General features: G+C 66.5%; 14 protein-coding genes and 1 pseudogene. 10 read left to right on the forward strand and 5 right to left on the reverse strand.

Going from position 1 to position 16,300, the window contains the following annotated elements; translation table 11 throughout:
• Positions 1 to 88 precede the first annotated feature (88 nt).
• The 5 genes from XcuCFBP2542_RS12025 (at position 89) to XcuCFBP2542_RS12045 (ending at position 5,386) form a co-directional block, all read left to right on the forward strand.
• Complete coding sequence (locus tag XcuCFBP2542_RS12025; protein WP_104603796.1) at positions 89 to 1,501, forward strand: C40 family peptidase; 1,413 nt, start codon at positions 89 to 91, stop codon at positions 1,499 to 1,501.
• The gene (locus XcuCFBP2542_RS12030; RefSeq protein ID WP_104603797.1) at positions 1,498 to 2,595 is read left to right on the forward strand and encodes a dipeptide epimerase; all 1,098 of its coding nucleotides are present in this window, start codon (positions 1,498 to 1,500) and stop codon (positions 2,593 to 2,595) included. Before XcuCFBP2542_RS12025 ends, XcuCFBP2542_RS12030 begins: the two co-directional genes overlap by 4 nt.
• Positions 2,596 to 2,839: 244 nt before the next feature.
• Positions 2,840 to 3,616 carry a L,D-transpeptidase family protein gene (locus XcuCFBP2542_RS12035; RefSeq protein ID WP_104603798.1) on the forward strand — a complete coding sequence of 259 codons (777 nt, stop codon included), beginning with the start codon at positions 2,840 to 2,842 and terminating at the stop codon, positions 3,614 to 3,616.
• Positions 3,613 to 4,920 (forward strand): APC family permease, encoded by a 1,308-nt coding sequence (locus tag XcuCFBP2542_RS12040; protein ID WP_104603799.1) that lies wholly within the window; start codon positions 3,613 to 3,615, stop codon positions 4,918 to 4,920. The genes XcuCFBP2542_RS12035 and XcuCFBP2542_RS12040 overlap by 4 nt, the downstream gene beginning before the upstream one ends.
• Before the next feature lie 133 nt (positions 4,921 to 5,053).
• The gene (locus XcuCFBP2542_RS12045; RefSeq protein ID WP_104603800.1) at positions 5,054 to 5,386 is read left to right on the forward strand and encodes a hypothetical protein; all 333 of its coding nucleotides are present in this window, start codon (positions 5,054 to 5,056) and stop codon (positions 5,384 to 5,386) included.
• 55 nt (positions 5,387 to 5,441) lie between these two features.
• On the opposite strand, the gene yiaA is transcribed toward XcuCFBP2542_RS12045, so the two are convergent.
• Complete coding sequence (gene yiaA / locus XcuCFBP2542_RS12050; protein WP_104603801.1) at positions 5,442 to 5,876, reverse strand: inner membrane protein YiaA; 435 nt, start codon at positions 5,874 to 5,876, stop codon at positions 5,442 to 5,444.
• Positions 5,877 to 6,058: 182 nt separating this feature from the next.
• On the opposite strand from yiaA, the pseudogene XcuCFBP2542_RS12055 reads away from it, so the two are divergent.
• A pseudogene (locus XcuCFBP2542_RS12055) lies at positions 6,059 to 7,237 on the forward strand (PQQ-dependent sugar dehydrogenase).
• Positions 7,238 to 7,299: 62 nt separating this feature from the next.
• Here the strand turns inward: XcuCFBP2542_RS12055 and XcuCFBP2542_RS12060 are convergent.
• The 3 genes from XcuCFBP2542_RS12060 to tsaD all read right to left on the reverse strand — a co-directional run bounded on the left by XcuCFBP2542_RS12060 (position 7,300) and on the right by tsaD (position 11,169).
• The gene (locus tag XcuCFBP2542_RS12060) at positions 7,300 to 9,471 is read right to left on the reverse strand and encodes a glycoside hydrolase family 3 N-terminal domain-containing protein (protein ID WP_104603803.1); all 2,172 of its coding nucleotides are present in this window, start codon (positions 9,469 to 9,471) and stop codon (positions 7,300 to 7,302) included.
• A gap of 202 nt (positions 9,472 to 9,673) precedes the next feature.
• The gene (gene folB, locus XcuCFBP2542_RS12065) at positions 9,674 to 10,030 is read right to left on the reverse strand and encodes a dihydroneopterin aldolase (protein WP_104603804.1); all 357 of its coding nucleotides are present in this window, start codon (positions 10,028 to 10,030) and stop codon (positions 9,674 to 9,676) included.
• Between the two features lie 77 nt (positions 10,031 to 10,107).
• Positions 10,108 to 11,169 (reverse strand): tRNA (adenosine(37)-N6)-threonylcarbamoyltransferase complex transferase subunit TsaD, encoded by a 1,062-nt coding sequence (gene tsaD, locus XcuCFBP2542_RS12070; RefSeq protein ID WP_104603805.1) that lies wholly within the window; start codon positions 11,167 to 11,169, stop codon positions 10,108 to 10,110.
• 279 nt (positions 11,170 to 11,448) lie between these two features.
• On the opposite strand from tsaD, the gene rpsU reads away from it, so the two are divergent.
• The 4 genes from rpsU to dnaG all read left to right on the forward strand — a co-directional run bounded on the left by rpsU (position 11,449) and on the right by dnaG (position 15,322).
• Positions 11,449 to 11,664, forward strand: coding sequence for a 30S ribosomal protein S21 (gene rpsU, locus XcuCFBP2542_RS12075; protein ID WP_002808376.1), 216 nt, complete (start codon positions 11,449 to 11,451; stop codon positions 11,662 to 11,664).
• 237 nt (positions 11,665 to 11,901) lie between these two features.
• Positions 11,902 to 12,348 (forward strand): GatB/YqeY domain-containing protein, encoded by a 447-nt coding sequence (locus XcuCFBP2542_RS12080; protein WP_104603806.1) that lies wholly within the window; start codon positions 11,902 to 11,904, stop codon positions 12,346 to 12,348.
• A gap of 195 nt (positions 12,349 to 12,543) precedes the next feature.
• Positions 12,544 to 13,500 (forward strand): YihY/virulence factor BrkB family protein, encoded by a 957-nt coding sequence (locus tag XcuCFBP2542_RS12085; RefSeq protein ID WP_104603814.1) that lies wholly within the window; start codon positions 12,544 to 12,546, stop codon positions 13,498 to 13,500.
• A gap of 64 nt (positions 13,501 to 13,564) precedes the next feature.
• Positions 13,565 to 15,322, forward strand: a complete 1,758-nt coding sequence (dnaG, locus tag XcuCFBP2542_RS12090; protein ID WP_104603807.1) for a DNA primase — start codon at positions 13,565 to 13,567, stop codon at positions 15,320 to 15,322.
• 72 nt (positions 15,323 to 15,394) lie between these two features.
• On the opposite strand, the gene XcuCFBP2542_RS12095 is transcribed toward dnaG, so the two are convergent.
• On the reverse strand, positions 15,395 to 16,189 hold the full coding sequence (locus XcuCFBP2542_RS12095; RefSeq protein WP_249027645.1) for a lipase family protein: 795 nt from the start codon (positions 16,187 to 16,189) through the stop codon (positions 15,395 to 15,397).
• Positions 16,190 to 16,300 lie beyond the last annotated feature (111 nt).

The raw sequence follows: 16,300 nt of genomic DNA on the forward strand, positions 1-16,300 counted from the left end.
CAGCACTGCATCGCATAGGCACCTGCCGTATGGTTCGTTCGGATCTGCCCGCAATCGCCAGCCACCATTCCTTCGTTTAGAGCTTTCGATGCCATCGACGCGCCGCCTGCTGCCATTGCTGTGGATTGCACTCGCCCTGCCTTGCGGCGCGGCGCCTTCGGCTGCCAGCGAGCCAGCCACCCAGGGCGCCCCCTTCGCCGTTGACGCGGCGCAGCTGACGCCGGAGTACTGGGTACAACGCAGTTTGCAGGCGCAGCAGCCACTGCTGGACACGGCGCAGATCGCAGCCTTCAACGCGCGGCTGCTGCGTGACGATGCCTCGATGCACGATCTGTCGCAGCTGCCCTCGGTCATGCCGGGCGCTGCAGTGCGCGCACGGATCCAGGCGTTGTCTGCGGCGCCCACGCGGGTGCTGTACGACGCGCAGGGGCGACCCATTACGGCGAGCCGCCTGGCCGAGCTACAGCGCGCATTGGCGCTGGATGCACTTCCTCCGCAGGTCGCCCCGCGCTTCGCGCTGGTGGTGCGGCGCGCGGCATTACGCACCTTTCCCACCACCCAACGCGTGTTCACCGATCCGCACGATCACGATATCGACCGCTTTCAGGAATCGGCACTCTACCCTGGCACGCCGGTGGCCGTGCTGCATACCAGCGCCGATGGCGCATGGCGGTTCGTGCTGGCGCCCAACTACGCGGCGTGGATTGCCGCCGCCCATGTCGCCGAGGGCAGCCGCCGCCAGGTGCTGGACTACGCACAGGCCGGCGCGCGCCTGGTGGTCACCGGCGCCCGCGTGCAGACCGCGTACACCCCGGAGCTCCCCGCCGTCTCGGCGTTGCCGCTGGACATGGGCAGCAGCCTGCCGTTGCTGACCAACTGGCCGCCGCAACAACCGGTCAACGGACAGTCGCCCGTCGCCGCCCACGTGGTGCAACTGCCGCTGCGCGGAACCGATGGCCGCCTGCAACTGGTGCCGGCGCTGGTGCCGCGTGGCGCCGATGTCCGCATCGGTGCGTTGCCGGCCACCCCTGCGGTACTGCTCCGGCAGGCCTTCAAATTCCTGGGCGAGCGCTATGGTTGGGGCAACGATTACGATGCGCGCGATTGCAGCGGCTTCGTGCTGGATGTCTACCGCAGCCTCGGCATTGCGCTGCCGCGCAATACCGGCGATCAGGCGCGCAGCCCGGTGCTGCGCGCCGTTGCCTTCGCTGCGCACGCGCCACGAGCGCAGCGCCTGAAACAGCTGGCGCAACTGCGCATCGGCGACCTGATCCATCTCCCCGGCCACGTGATGCTGGTGATCGGGCATGCGCACGGCAGCCCGTGGGTGATCCACGATGTGGCCGGTGCCAGCTACCGCGGCAGCGATGGCCGCGTGCAGCGTGCCGCGCTGAACGGTGTCTCGGTCACACCATTGCTGCCCTTGCTGGCCACCGATGGCAGCCCCTTTATCGACCACATCACGCGCATCCAGCGCGTCGCACCGATCGGTTCCCCATGAAGATCACCGGCTTGCGTCTGGGCATGCTGCGCGTGCCACTGAACACCCCATTCAAAACGGCGCTGCGCACCGTGCAGGCGATCGAGGATGTGGTGGTGGTGCTGCACACCGACAGCGGCCATCTCGGGTATGGCGCCGCGCCGGCCACCGCAGCGATCACCGGCGATACGCACGGCAGCATCATCGCCGCGATCACCCACTGCATCGGCCCGCGCCTGATCGGCCAGGAGGTGGCCGACCTCAATCGTCTCTGTGGGCTGGTCCAGCACGCGCTGGAGCGCAATACCAGCGCCAAGGCCGCCGTGGAGATTGCGCTGTACGACCTGTGGGCCCAGTCCTTCGGCGTGCCGCTCTACCAAGTGCTCGGCGGCGGCACGCCGCGCATCACCACCGACATCACCATCAGTGCCGACAGCATCGAGGTCATGGTGGCGCACGCGCAGTCGGCATTGGCGCGCGGCTATGCGGCCTTGAAGATCAAGGTGGGCAAGGACAGCGCGTCGGATGTGGAACGCGTCATGGCGATCCATGCGGCAGTCGATGGGCGCGCAACGCTGCGCCTGGATGCCAACCAGGGCTGGACACCCAAACAGGCGGTACGCAGCATGCGCAGGCTGGAAGACGCCGGCATCGTGCTGGAGTTGCTTGAGCAACCCGTCAAGGCTGCCGATATCGACGGGTTGGCCTTTGTCACCGCGCATATCGATACCCCGGTGATGGCCGATGAAAGCGTGTTCTCCCCGCCACAGGTCATCGACCTGCTCCAGCGCCGCGCTGCCGACATCGTCAACATCAAGTTGATGAAGACCGGCGGGCTGTCCAACGCGATCCGCATCGCCGATATCGCCGCGCTGTACGGCGTGCCCTGCATGATCGGCTGCATGATCGAGTCCAGCGTCAGCGTGGCTGCCGCCGTGCATCTGGCGGTGGCCAAGGCCGACAGCATCACCCTGGCCGATCTGGATGCGCCGGCGTTGGGGCAGTTCGATCCCACCGAAGGAGGTGTGCATTTCGACCAGGCGCAGATCCAGATCGACGACGCGCCCGGCCTGGGCATCCGTCGTATCCGCGGCTTGGAACTGTTGCCGTCGTAGCGGCAGCGATCAGCCAACCCGCCAGCAACCGCCACGCGTGACGGCAGACGGCGTGCGTCACTCCACTGACGCACGCATGCCGCGTGCGCCGCTGCTGCGAACATGCGCCACGGGCGCGCATTGCTGGGTACAGTAGCCATCGGCGAGCGATCCATGGCGCCACCGATGTCGCCGGGGCCGCGCTACGACTCGCAGCAAGCTGCCAGGCGTCCTCTCAGCTCACCCACTGCCTTGCGGAGACTGCATGCGCCTGACCACCCTGTTGCAATCCATCCTGCTGATGACGCTGGCGCTGTGCAGCGGCGCTGTTGTCGCAGGTGCGCCGATGCAGGCGCTGCAGCAGGCGCGCGCGCTCGTCGTGGTCACCACCCCGGACTGGAACAGCACGCAGGCGCGGCTGCAGACCTTCCAGCGTGTGGATGGCCGGTGGCAGCCGGCCGCCCCCGGATTCGCGGTGGCACTCGGCCGCAACGGCAGTGCCTGGGGCGACGGCCTGCACCCGGCGCAGCCGCAAGGCCCGCACAAACGCGAAGGCGACGGCCGCAGCCCGGCCGGGGTGTTCGCCATCGGCCCGGCCTTCGGCTACGCCACGCGCATCGACAGCGCCATGCCGTATCAGGCCATGACCGCCACCCATTACTGCATGGATGTGCCCGCCTCGCCGCTATACAACCGCATCGTCGATGCGGCGCAGGTGGGCGAAGCGGCGGTGGCCGGCTCCACCGAGCCGATGCGGCTGGACCTGCGCACCCAAGGCGACGGACGTTACCGCGAAGGCTTTGTCATCGCGCACAACCCTGATCGCATCGCCGGGCGCGGCAGCTGCATCTTCGCGCACCTGTGGCGCAGCCCGGGCGAGGTCACCGCCGGCTGCACCGCGATGGATCCTGCGGACATGCAACGCCTGCTTGCGTGGTTGAAGCCGGCCGACCATCCGTTGTTCGTGCTGCTGCCGCGCGCCGACTATGCGCGCCTGCAATCGCAATGGCAGCTGCCGGCCCTGGACGAGGCCGTACCATGACCACGCCCGCCCCCGCAGCCGATGCCACCGGCCTGGTGCGCGTCGTCAGCCGCTGGCAGATCGTCGGGCTATCGATCAACGATGTGATCGGCAGCGGCATCTATCTGTTGCCCGCCGCCACTGCCGCCCTGCTCGGCCCGATGAGCCTGTGGGCGGTGTTGCTGGCCGGCCTGGCGGTGGCCTTGCTGGTGTTGTGCTACGCGCAGGCGGCCAGCTATTTCGACACGCCGGGCGGCAGCTATCTGTATACGCGCGAGGCGTTCGGCCCATTCGTGGGATTCCAGATCGGCTGGATGATCTGGCTCACCCGCATCAGCTCGGCCGCTGCGCTGAGCAATGGCCTGGCCGATGCGGTTGCGCGCTTCTGGCCAACCGCCTCCACCGACACCTGGGCACGCCTGCTGGTGGTGGTCGGTGCGTTGGGTGTGCTCACCGCCATCAACGTGATCGGCGTGAAGTCGGCCGCACGCACCGGCATCGCCCTGGTGATCGGCAAGCTGGTGCCCTTGCTGTTGTTCGTGGCGATCGGACTGTTCTACGTGGATTGGTCGTGGGCCTTCGCCGGCAAGTCGCCGGACCTGCGCGACCTGGGCAATCTCGGTGAAGCGGCCTTGTTGCTGTTGTTCGCCTATGCGGGCTTCGAAAATATTCCCGCCGCCGCTGGCGAATACCGCAACCCACGTCGCGATGTGCCGTTCGCGCTCATCACCATGATCGTCACCGTGACCTTGATCTATGCCGCCGTGCAGGTGGTGGCACAGGGCACGCTGCCCAACCTGGCGGCATCGCCCACGCCATTGGCCGATGCCGCCAGCGGCTTCGGTGGCGAAGCCCTGGCGCTGATCCTGACCGTGGGCGCCACCATTTCCATCCTGGGCACTACCAGCAACACGGTGATGCTGGGGCCACGCTTCCTGTTCGCACTGGCCAGGGACGGCTATGGCCCGGCATTCCTGGCCCGCGTGCATCCGCGCTTTCATACTCCCGCTGCGGCCGTGCTCACCCAGGGCGTGCTGTCGCTTGCGCTGGCCTTGTCTGGTTCGTTTACCCAGCTGGCCTTGCTGTCGATGGTGACGCGCCTGTTTGCCTATATCGGCACTGCGGCGGCCGTAATCGTGCTGGCGCGCCGCTATCGCCAACGCGCCGACGCCTTGCGCCTGCCGGGCGGCCCACTGATTCCGGTTGCCGCCGTGCTGTTGTCGCTGGGCCTGCTCGCCAGTGCCAGTTGGCAGAACCTGGCCGCCGCCGGTGTGGCCCTGCTAGTGGGCTGGGTGTTTTATCTGTTTCCACGCAAGCCGGCGTAAGTTTCGCAGCACACTCGTACAGCGCCATTATCGACCAGGCCCAGCGGCGTTGATTCGACCTTCACCTGGCGTGCCACGCCGTTAACACGGCGGCACCTAACGTCACCGTACATTCGAAACGACGGAGGCGTGCATGAACGTGCCGTATCAGATTCCGGGCCGCGCACCGGACGAAGACCGCAGCCAGAACGTATCCACCTACTGGCGCGAACGTTTCACCGAAGAGCCGTACTACACCGATGGCGAACGCTACGAGGATTACGAAGGCGCCTATCTGGCCGGCCATGAAGCGCGCATCCGCGACAATGCGCGTGCGTACGACCAGGTGGAAGCAGAGCTGCATCGTGATTGGGAGGCCAATCGAGGCACGTCGTCACTGAGCTGGAGCAAGGCGCGTCACGCCGTCAAGCGTGCCTGGGAAAACGCAGCCGATTTCGTCAGCGGCGACCATCCGCCCAAGCGCTGAAACAACAACGCCACCGTCGAGGTGGCGTTGTTGTTGGCGCCTTGCACGTAGGCAGTCAGTCCAGCGGTGGCGGCACCGCATGCGTCCCATGCGCGGCGGCGGACCCCTGCATTGCATCGCGGGTGTTCTTCTGCACCGCGACCGCGCCGAATAGGCTCAGTGCGTAAGCCATTGCATAGAAGCCTTTTTCGCTCAGCAGCAAGGTGGCGTTGAACAGGCCAATGGCCAGCAGGACCAGCGCGATGATTAGCGAGAACCAGCAGATCGCGTAGTACAGGCCAGTGACCGGAATGCCGTCGTCGCGGTCGCGCACGCTCTTCTGCAACGACACCGAGGCGAACAGGCCGAACAACAACAAGGTGAAGTAGTACCCCTTTTCATTGAGCAGCATCTGCGCATTCCACAAGCCGATCAGGTACGCCGCGCTGCCCAGCAGCAGGGCGGCCCAGGAGGCGGCGATGAAAGCGGGTGACGTTTTTTGCGTGGCCATGGAACTTCCTTTTCATGGTGATATTTCAGATTGAAACAGCGATGTGAGACGCGTCCGCCTGGCGGAGAGTGACCTGCGACAAGTGCGGCCTCGGCAGCGTCGTGTAAGGTACTTGAAAACCCGACGCGGGACACGTTGCGGGAGGGCTGCAGCGTGACCGTGCCCCACCCCTGGAGGACCTCATGTCTGCCCGACGTCTGCTTGCCCTGGCCTGCTCGGCCACCCTGTTCACCACCGGCGCTGTCCTGGCGGCTCCCGCAGCGGCACCCGCCGCCGCCATTCCCAAGGCGCAATGGCCGTTCCAGGCCACCACCGTGGCCGATTTCGACGAACCCTGGGCAATGACCTTCCTGCCCGATGGCACGCTGCTGGTCAGCGAGAAGCGTGGCACCTTGATGCGGCTGGATCCCACGACCAAGCGCAAGAGCGCAGTGTCCGGCGTGCCGGCGGTTGCCTATGGTGGCCAGGGCGGCTTCGGTGACGTGCTGGCGCATCCGCAATTTGCGAAGAACGGCCTGGTCTATCTGAGCTATGCCGAACCTGACCAGGGCGATACGCGGGGCGCGGCAGTCGCCCGCGCCAAGCTCACCCTGGACGCCAACGGCGGCGGCAGCTTGTCCGGGCTCAAGGTGATCTGGCGCCAGAGCCCCAAGGTGTCCGGCAATGGTCACTTCGGCCATCGGCTCGCATTCGACCCCAGCGGAAAACTGTGGATCACCTCCAGCGAACGGCAGAAGTTCGATCCCGCGCAGGACATGAAGGCCAATCTCGGCAAGTTGATCCGGCTCAACGACGATGGCAGCGTGCCAGCCGATAACCCGTTCGTTGCACAGGGCGGCGTGGCTGCGCAGGTGTGGTCGTTGGGACACCGCAACATCCTGGGTATTGCGTTCGATAGCCAGGGCCGGCTGTGGGAACACGAAATGGGCCCGGCCGGTGGCGATGAGCTCAACCTGATCCAGCGCGGCGCCAACTACGGCTATCCGATCGTGTCCAACGGCGATCACTACGATGGCCGGCCGATCCCGGACCACAACACCCGGCCCGAATTCGCTGCTCCCAAGATCAGCTGGACACCAGTAATTTCACCAGCCGGCTTTGTGATCTACAGCGGCAAGCAGTTCCCGGCGTGGCGCGGCAATGGCTTCATCGGCGGGCTGTCGTCGATGGCACTGGTGCAGGTCTCGCTTGGCGATCAGCCGCGCGAAGTGGCCCGCTACGACATGGGGGCCCGCATCCGCGAAGTGGAGCAAGGCCCCGATGGCGCACTGTGGTTGCTCGAAGACTAGGCCAGCGGCAGCACCGGGCGCCTGCTCAAGCTGACCCCCAAGAGCAAGGCGGCGGTCGAAAACGGCGCCTGAGTGCAGTGATGTAAAAGTGGCAAGCACTGCCTGCGCGCCCATCGGCGCAGGCAGTGCGTGGTTCAGCTGCTGCCCAACGCGAATGACACCGCCTCGCCGCTCTTGGCGGATGCGCAGACCCACACGTCGAACACGCCCGGCTCGGCGCCGAAGACGCCTTTGGGATTGGTGAAGGACAGCGCGTCGCGGGCGAGGGTAAACACCACCTCCGTGCTTTCGCCCGGCTGCAGCAACACCTTGCGAAACCCCTTGAGTTCGCGCACCGGGCGCACCCGGCTGGCTACGCGGTCGTGCACGTACAGCTGCACCACTTCCTCGCCGGCCACGCGGCCAGTGTTGGTCACGCGTGTGGTGATGGTGAGCGTGTCATCCCAGCCCAGCTGCGCGGTGCTCAACTGCGGCGGTGCATAGGCAAAGGTGGTGTAGCTCAACCCGTGGCCGAACGGATACAACGGCTCGTTGGGCATTTCGCGCCAGCGCGCCTTGTACTCGGACAGGGTCGGCAATTCAGGACGACCGGTGCGCAGATGGTTGTAGAAATACGGCTGTTGCCCGGTAACCTGCGGAAAGCTGATCGGCAGGCGTGCAGATGGGTTGTAGTCGCCGAACAGCACATCGGCCACGCCAGTGCCGGTTTGTGTCCCCAGATACCAGGTCACCGCAATTGCCTGCGCATCGCGTACCGCACCGTTCAACGCCAGCGCGCGCCCGTTGCGCAACAGCACCACCAGTGGCGTGCCGGTGGCGGCAACCGCCTCGGCCAGCGCCTGTTGCGCCGGCGGCAAGGTGATCTCGGTGCGCGACTGCGCCTCGCCGCTGAAGCGCTGCGGCTCGCCCAGCGCCAGCACCACCACGTCGGCCGCCTGTGCGGCGTCGATCGCTGCGGAAATCCCACCCGGCAGCGCCTCTTCCAGGCCGCAACCGGCCACCACGCTCAGGTATTCGTGGCCGACCACCGCACGCATCCCCTGCTCCAGGGTCACGTAGCGCGCTTTGTCGCCGAACAGCGTCCAGCAACCTTCGATGTTTTCGCGGTCCTGCACGAATGGCCCGATCAAGGCGATGCGCTGCCCGCTCTTGCTCAACGGCAGCACCGCATCGTCGTTCTTCAGCAACACGATCGAGCGCCGTGCCGCATCGCGCGACAACGCATCGTGCGCAGGCAGGTACGCAGTGTCGGCTTCGCGCGCCGGATCCAGCGACCGATACGGGTTATCGAACAGGCCAATGGCCTGCTTCAGCTGCAGGATGCGCCGCACGCTGGCATCCAGCGCCGCCATCGGCACCTCGCCGCTGTCCACCAGCGACGGCAGGTGCGCGGCATAGAAGCCGCTCTGCATGCTCAGGTCCAGCCCGGCCAGGAACGCCTTCTTGGTCGCGTCGCGCTCGTCGGCGGCGTAGCCGTGCGCAATCAGCTCCATGTCGGCGGTGTAGTCGGAAATCACCACGCCCGGGAACTGCCATTCACCACGCAGGATCTCGGTGAGCAACTCGTGGTTGGCACTGGCCGGTACACCGTTGATGTCGTTGAAGGAAGACATCACCGTCAGCGCGCCGGCATCGAATGCGGCCTTGAACGGCGGCAGATGCACATCGCGCAAGGTCTGCGGCGCAATATCCACCGTGTTGTATTCCATGCCCGCCGCCACCGCGCCGTAGGCGGCGAAGTGCTTGGGCGTGGCCAGCAGGCAATCGTCGGCGGTCAGGTCGGGGCCCTGGAAGCCGCGCACGCGCGCCGCGGCGAACGCCATGCCCAGCACCACGTCTTCGCCGGCGCCCTCGGCGCCACGGCCCCAGCGCTGGTCGCGGGCGATGTCCACCGCCGGCGCATAGGTCCAGTGCAGCCCGGCCGCAGTGGCCTCGATGGCGGTGGCGCGCGCAGTACGCTCGGCCAGCGCCGGCTCGAAGCTGGCCGCCTCGCCCAGCGGGATCGGGAACACCGTGCGCATGCCGTGGATCACGTCTGCGGCCAGGATCACCGGAATGCCCAGCCGGCTCTCCTCCACCGCCGCTTTCTGGATCTGCACGCCCAGCGCGGCGCCCGCGCCGTTGAACAGCGAGCCCACCCGGCCCTCGCGCACCTGCTGCAACACCTCGTCGGCATTGCGCACGTTGGCCTCCGGATTCACGTCCGGTGCGAACGGCCGCACCATGTCGGCGAACACACCCAACTGTCCGACCTTCTCTTCCACGGTCATCCGGGCAATCAGAGTTTCGATGCGATCAGCAGCCATGAGATCCTTGAGAAAACGTTTACATGGCCGGCAATTCTAGCTTGCTGCAGCCGCAGGGGGGGAAGTGTCGAAGGCCGGGATTCGAGGTTCGGGAGTTGTCGAGGCCGGTTGCAGGCATGGTGCGCGCCAGCGCGGGCGCAGCGCTCGGCCCCCGCGACCCTCAAGACCAAGTCCCCGCATGCAGCAAGAAGGTTCGCGACAATCAGGCCGCCCGCTCCCGCTCGATGATGACGCCCACCGCCTGCGCGCCACGCACCGCACCGGGCTTGCTCAGTTTCAGCCGCAGCCAGTGCACGCCGAATTCGTCCAGCACGATCGCCGCGCAACGCTCGGCCAGGGTTTCGACCAGCCCGAAATCCGAGCCCTGCACGAAATCGATCAACCGCTTGCTCACCGCCTTGTAGTTCAGCGTATCGGCAATATCGTCGCTGGCCGCCGGAATGCGGTTGTCGAAGCCCATCTCCAGGTCGAACCGCAGCGTCTGGCGAATCCGCCGCTCCCAGTCGTAGATGCCGATCAGCGCATCGATTTCCAGGCCTTCAATAAACACTTTATCCATGGGGAATAGGGAGTCGGGAATGGGGAGAAGCAAGGGCAATAACACGCAGCACTAACAGGATCGGGGTATCGCTCTTCCTATTCCCGATTCCCGATTCCCGATTCCCGCGTCGCCACAAGTGGCGACAGCGCAGCCATATCCCAACGCGGCGTCACATGCACCGCGGCATCGGCGTGTTCGCCGGCCTGCAACCGCAGCGCGCCGGCGAAGGCGATCATCGCGCCATTGTCGGTGCACAGCGCCGGGCGCGGAAAACAGACCCGGCCACCACGGCGCTGCGCGGCCTGCTGCAACTGCGCGCGCAGGCGCTTGTTGGCGCCGACCCCGCCCGCCACCACCAGCGTGTTGCAGCCGGCCGCGTCCAGCGCGCGCAGGCATTTGATCGCCAGCGTCTCCACCACGGCATCCTCGAAGCCGCGCGCGATGTCCGCCCGCGTGGTGTCGGACTGGTCGCTGCCGCGCCAGGCCAGCAGCACCTGGGTCTTGAGCCCGCTGAAGCTGAAATCCAGACCGGGGCGGTCAGTCATCGGCCGGGCGAACCTGTAACGTCCGGGCGTGCCGGTTTCGGCCAGCGCCGCCAGCTGCGGGCCGCCCGGGTACGGCAGGCCCATCATCTTGGCGGTCTTGTCGAAGGCCTCGCCGGCGGCATCGTCCAGGGTCTCGCCCAGCACTTCGTAGCGGCCCAGCGCCTTGACCGACACCAATTGGGTATGCCCGCCGGAGACCAGCAGCGCCACGAAGGGCGGCTGCGGCGGGTCGTCTTCCATCAGCGGTGCCAATAGGTGCCCTTCCATGTGGTGGACGCCGATCGCCGGCACCTCCAGTGCCCAGGCCAGCGAGCGCGCCACCCCGGCACCGACCAGCAGGGCGCCCACCAGGCCGGGCCCGGCGGTGTAGGCCACCCCGTCCAGTTCGTCGATGCGCAGCCCGGCCTCGCCCAGGGTCTGGCGGATCAACGGCAGCAGCTTGCGCACGTGGTCGCGGCTGGCCAGCTCCGGCACCACGCCGCCGTATTCGGCATGCAGCGCGATCTGGCTGTACACCGCATGGGCGCGCAACGCCGGCACGCCGGTCAGGGCGGTGTCGTAGACCGCCACACCGGTCTCATCGCATGATGATTCGATCCCAAGGACTTTCACGGTAGCTCGGCAGATAAACGTGTGCGGCCATTTTCGCAGCTTTTGCGTTGCGCAGACCGGCCCGCCCGCAGAGGCGGCTCTGCCGTGCCGGCCACCCCGAAACGCGCGCCGGCGCACGCTCTGCCGGGCCATCTGCGGCAATTCCCCCCAGGGGCTTGCAGGCCGTTCGCAAGTCGTTATAATGCGCGGCTCGCCGGGGCAACCCGGAAATTCCGTCACGCGAGTCCGCTCGCACCCGCCCGGGGCTCCCGGACGGAAAAATCCCAATCTGGAGAACACATGCCCAGCGTTAAAGTCCGCGAGAACGAGCCCTTCGAATTTGCGCTCCGCCGCTTCAAGCGCACCTGCGAAAAGGCCGGCGTGCTGGCCGAAACCCGCAAGCGCGAGTTCTATGAAAAGCCGACCCAGGAGCGTAAGCGCAAGGCTGCCGCTGCCGTGAAGCGTCAGCTGCGTCGTTCCTCGCGCGACGTCACTAAGCGCCAGCGCTTGTACTGATCGAACGCGGTTCCTTGCCGCCGGGTCTGCGCTGTAGGCGCGACCCGACCGGATCGAACCCAGGAGCCGGCACGCGCAAGCGTGGCCGGCTTTTTGCATTGGTTCGCGGCCATCCCGGCAGCGCAATCCATGCAACGCCACACCGTCGCTGGATCCGGTGTTGCCTCACATCCCTGCCGCCGCCCTCGCCTGCCGGGGCGCGTCGCACCCGTTCACCTGCAACCCAGGAGTTACCCCATGCCCCTCAAGCAACAGCTTACCGATGACATGAAGGCCGCGATGAAGTCCGGCGACAAGCACAGCCTGGGCGTCATCCGGCTCATCAACGCGGCGATCAAACAGAAGGAAGTGGACGAGCGCATCGAGATGGACGATGCCGCCGTCATCGCCGTGCTGGACAAGATGGTCAAGCAGCGCAAGGACTCGGTCACCCAATACGAAGGCGCCGCGCGCGACGACCTGGCACAGATCGAACGCGAGGAAATCGTGGTGATCGAGCGTTACCTGCCTGCCAAGATGGACGAAGCCGAAATCGTGGCCGCCATCCAGGCAGCGATTGCACAGACCGGCGCCAGCAGCCCCGCCGACATCGGCAAGCTGATGGGCGCACTCAAACCCAAGCTCGCCGGCCAGGCCGACATGGGCCTGGTGTCCACGCTGGTGAAAAAGCACCTGGCGGGCTGACACAGCGCTGGCGTTGACGCCTGCCCTGCGCAAGCAGCCGGGGCAGGCGTCACACAGCCACCACTTTTCACCGCACCTTCGATCCCGGCCTGTTAGAACGGTGGCGCCAGCGCAGGCGCGGGCCAGGCACTCCGCATACCGGTCTGGCTCCATGCCACCTGCGTCCGCGACGGTATGCGCCAAGGATTCTCGCCGGTGACGACGCTTTCAACCGCCTATCTGCAAAAGCATCTGAGCCGCCTGCAGCGCAGCCTGCCAATGGCGCTGCTCAACCGCTTTCTCGAAATAGACGTGATGACGCAGGCCGCGTCGCTGTCGTTCTATGCGCTGCTGTCGCTGGCGCCGTTGCTGGTCTTGCTGCTGTGGTTGACCGCCTCGCTGTATCCGCCGGCGCAGGAAGCATTGGTGCAGCAGATCGCGCAACTGGCCGGTGGTAGCGCCGCCGAGGTCGCCGACACGGTGATCCGCAATGCCACCGACCAGCCCGGCGTCGGCACGCTGGCCGGGCTGTGGAGCACGCTGCTGCTGTTCATCGGCGCCACTGCGGTGTTTGCGCAGTTGCAGAATGCGCTGAACCTGATCTTCCGCACCGACAAGCAGCGCCTGGACGGCATCATGGCGTGGCTGAAGAAGCGCGTATTTTCCTTTGGGGTGATCCTGGCGCTGGGCTTTCTGCTGATCGTGTCGATGATCGCCACCACCGCCCTGCAGGTAGTGTTCGCGCGGCTACCGTCGGTGCTGCCGGCGGTGGGCTATGTGACCACGCTGGCGCTGTACTCGCTGGCGTTCGCGTTTCTGTACCGCTACCTACCCGATCGCACCGTGAACTGGCGGCAGGCCTTCGTCGGCGGCGTCATCACCGCCCTGCTGTTTGCGCTGGGCCGCTACGCCATCGGCGTCTACATCGCCCAGGCCGCGCCGGGCAGCGCCTATGGTTCGATGGGCACCCTGGTGATCCTGCTGGTGTGGATGTACTACGCCTCGGTGGTGTTCTTCGTCGGTGCCTTGCTGACCGCAGTCATCGACGAGCGCGTGCGCTCGCAGCGCAAGCTACGCGAGGCTGGCGTGGACCCGGATCACCTGCCCGAAGCCATCGCCATGCCCGTGGCGGCCACCGCAGCCACGCTGCCGGACACGCCTGTGCGCCGCTGAGCCAGCATGCAGCTTGCGACCGGCCGACTCAGGCTAGCGCCAGCGGCTGGGATATCCTAGCGGGATGGCCCGCATCCCCGACGCATTCATCGACGAACTGCTTGCACGTACCGACATCGTCGAGGTGGTGGGCGGCCGCGTGCCGCTCAAGCGTCAGGGCAAGGAATATTCGGCACGCTGCCCGTTCCACGACGAGCGCTCGGCCTCGTTCACCGTCTCGCCGACCAAACAGTTCTATCACTGCTTCGGCTGCGGTGCGCATGGCACCGCGATCAGCTTCCTGATGAACTACGACCGCCTCGAGTTTCTCGACGCGGTCGACGAGCTGGCCAAGCGCGCCGGCATGGAGATCCCGCGCGAGACCCAGCAGCGCACCCCGCAACAGCAGGACGACAGCCGAGAGTTGTACTCGGCGCTGGAGGCGGCGACCAAGTTTTTCCAGCGCCAGCTCGAAGGCAACGCACGCGCCACCGAATACCTGGACGGGCGCGGCGTGGATGCGGAGAACCGTGCGCGGTTCCAGATTGGCTACGCGCCCGATGGCTACAGCGCATTGAAGGACACCCTGGGTACCGATGCCCGCCGCATGAGCGTGCTCGAACGCGCCGGGCTGTTTTCCAAGAACGACCGCGGCCATGTCTACGACAAGTTCCGCGACCGGGTCATGTTCCCGATCTTCGACCGCCGCGGCCGCGTCATCGCCTTCGGCGGCCGCATCCTGGGCGCGCCGGCCGATGGCCGCGACCCCGGCCCGAAGTACCTCAATTCGCCGGAAACCGCGCTGTTCCACAAGGGCCGCGAGTTGTACGGCCTGTGGCAGGTGCGCCAGGCCAACCAGAAGATCGAACGGCTGATCGTGGTGGAGGGCTACATGGACGTGCTCTCGCTGTTCCAGTTCGGCGTGACCCAGGCGGTCGCCACGTTGGGCACGGCCACCACGCCCGAACATGCCGAGCTGCTGTTCCGCAATGCACCGGACGTTTACTTCTGTTTCGATGGCGACAACGCCGGGCGCAAGGCCGGCTGGCGTGCGCTCGAATCGGTGCTGCCGCGCATGAAGGACGGCCGCCAGGCGTTCTTCCTGTTCCTGCCCGATGGCGAAGACCCGGACACCATCGTGCGCAAGGAAGGCGCGCAGGCCTTCGATACGCGCTTGAAACTGGCCACGCCGCTGTCGCAATTCTTCTTCGACGAAATGTCGCGGGACATCAACCTGCAGACGCTGGATGGCAAGGCCCGCCTGGCCGAGCGCGCGCGCCCGATGCTGGCGCAGATTCCCGACGGCGCATTCGGCGACCTGATGCGGCAGGAACTGGCGCGCATGACCGGTGTCGCTGCCTCGCCCGGTTCGCCCGGCCACGGCGCCACGCCACAGGCGCGCGTGCCCGCACGGATGGGTGCGCCGGTGCAGCGGCGCAGCCTGGTGCGCGCGTCCATCGCGATCCTGCTGCAGCAGCCTTCGCTGGCGATGGGCCTGGACCGCCACCACGACCTGGCCGGGCTGCGCCTGCCCGGCGTGGAGCTGCTGATGGAGTTGCTGGACATCGTGCAGCAGCGCCCGGAAATCAGCACCGGCGCGCTGCTGCAACACTTCACCGAACGCGAAGAACAGGCCGCCCTGCAGAAGCTGGCCGCGCAGGTGCTTCCCGGCGACGAACAGAGCTGGGCCATGGAGCTGCACGACGCCATTGCCCAGTTGGAAAAACAGCTGCTGCAGCAGCGCCTGGAAGAACTGCAGGCCAAGCAGCGCGCGCAGGGCCTGGACGAGACCGACAAATACGAACTGCGCGAACTGCTGCGCCTGCGTCCCGGCGCGCGCTGAGTTGCCGGCGCACGCCGCGGCCCCATGACCGACGCGCACGGCCGGCGACAGCCACCGCCGACCGCCGATGGTTCAGATCTGCTTGAACAAGGTCCTGGCCATCGACTCCAGCACCCCACCGACCACCTCCACCTTGCCGGCATCGGCCAGCGCGGTCTGCCCGGCATGCGCAACCAGCCGCTCGACCAGCGCGTCGCGCGCCTGCGTGGGGTCCACGCTCTGCGTTTGCGGCGCCCCCGCCGGCGGCACCGGCACCGGTGTCAGCCATTCGGCGATCAACTCTTGGTAGGCGGTGGTGTGCTGGTGGGCCATCTGTTCGAGGAATTGCAAGATGGTGGTGGGGATGCCGGTCAGGGTGCCATCCAGCGGCTGGTTGGCGATCTGCGCATAGCTCACCGTGGAGGCCAGGGTATTGGCGATGGCGACATCCACCAGCACATCGATTTCCTTGATCGGATCGTTGCGGTAGAGCGTCTTGATCTGACTGAGCATCGGCACGGTCCAGGCATGCGGCACGCAATCGAGCGTATTCCACAGGTCCGCGTTCCAGATCTGATACGGCGACTGGCCGGGTGCCGGCGATGGCAGCGTTTGCATGTACAACGCGGTGAACTCGCCGTTGCCGGGTGTCGCCCCGGCAGTGGGATAGCAGTGCACGGCGTTGAAATGGTCCAGCTTCCCATTGCTTTTCAACCAGGTCGCCAAGGTCGGCGACAGCGCGCCACCCAGGCTGTGCCCGGCAAAGATCACCGTGGCCTTGCTGCCATCGCGCGACTGCAGGAAATCCAGCAGCCCGGTATTGGGCGCCAAGGCCGTGGACGGGCTCACCATGTTCAATAGGTGCCACACGCCAGTGGCCGCGCCCATCGAGATCACCGTGCTTCCCGGTTCCTGATTAGCCCCATTCCTCAGCCGGTAGTTGCAGGATTTGCGACGGGTCGGCTGGACAATGGCCCCACTTGAAGGCAACGGAGGTGG

Origin of the sequence: Xanthomonas cucurbitae, assembly GCF_002939885.1 — a bacterium.
Classification (GTDB): Bacteria; Pseudomonadota; Gammaproteobacteria; order Xanthomonadales; family Xanthomonadaceae; genus Xanthomonas; species Xanthomonas cucurbitae.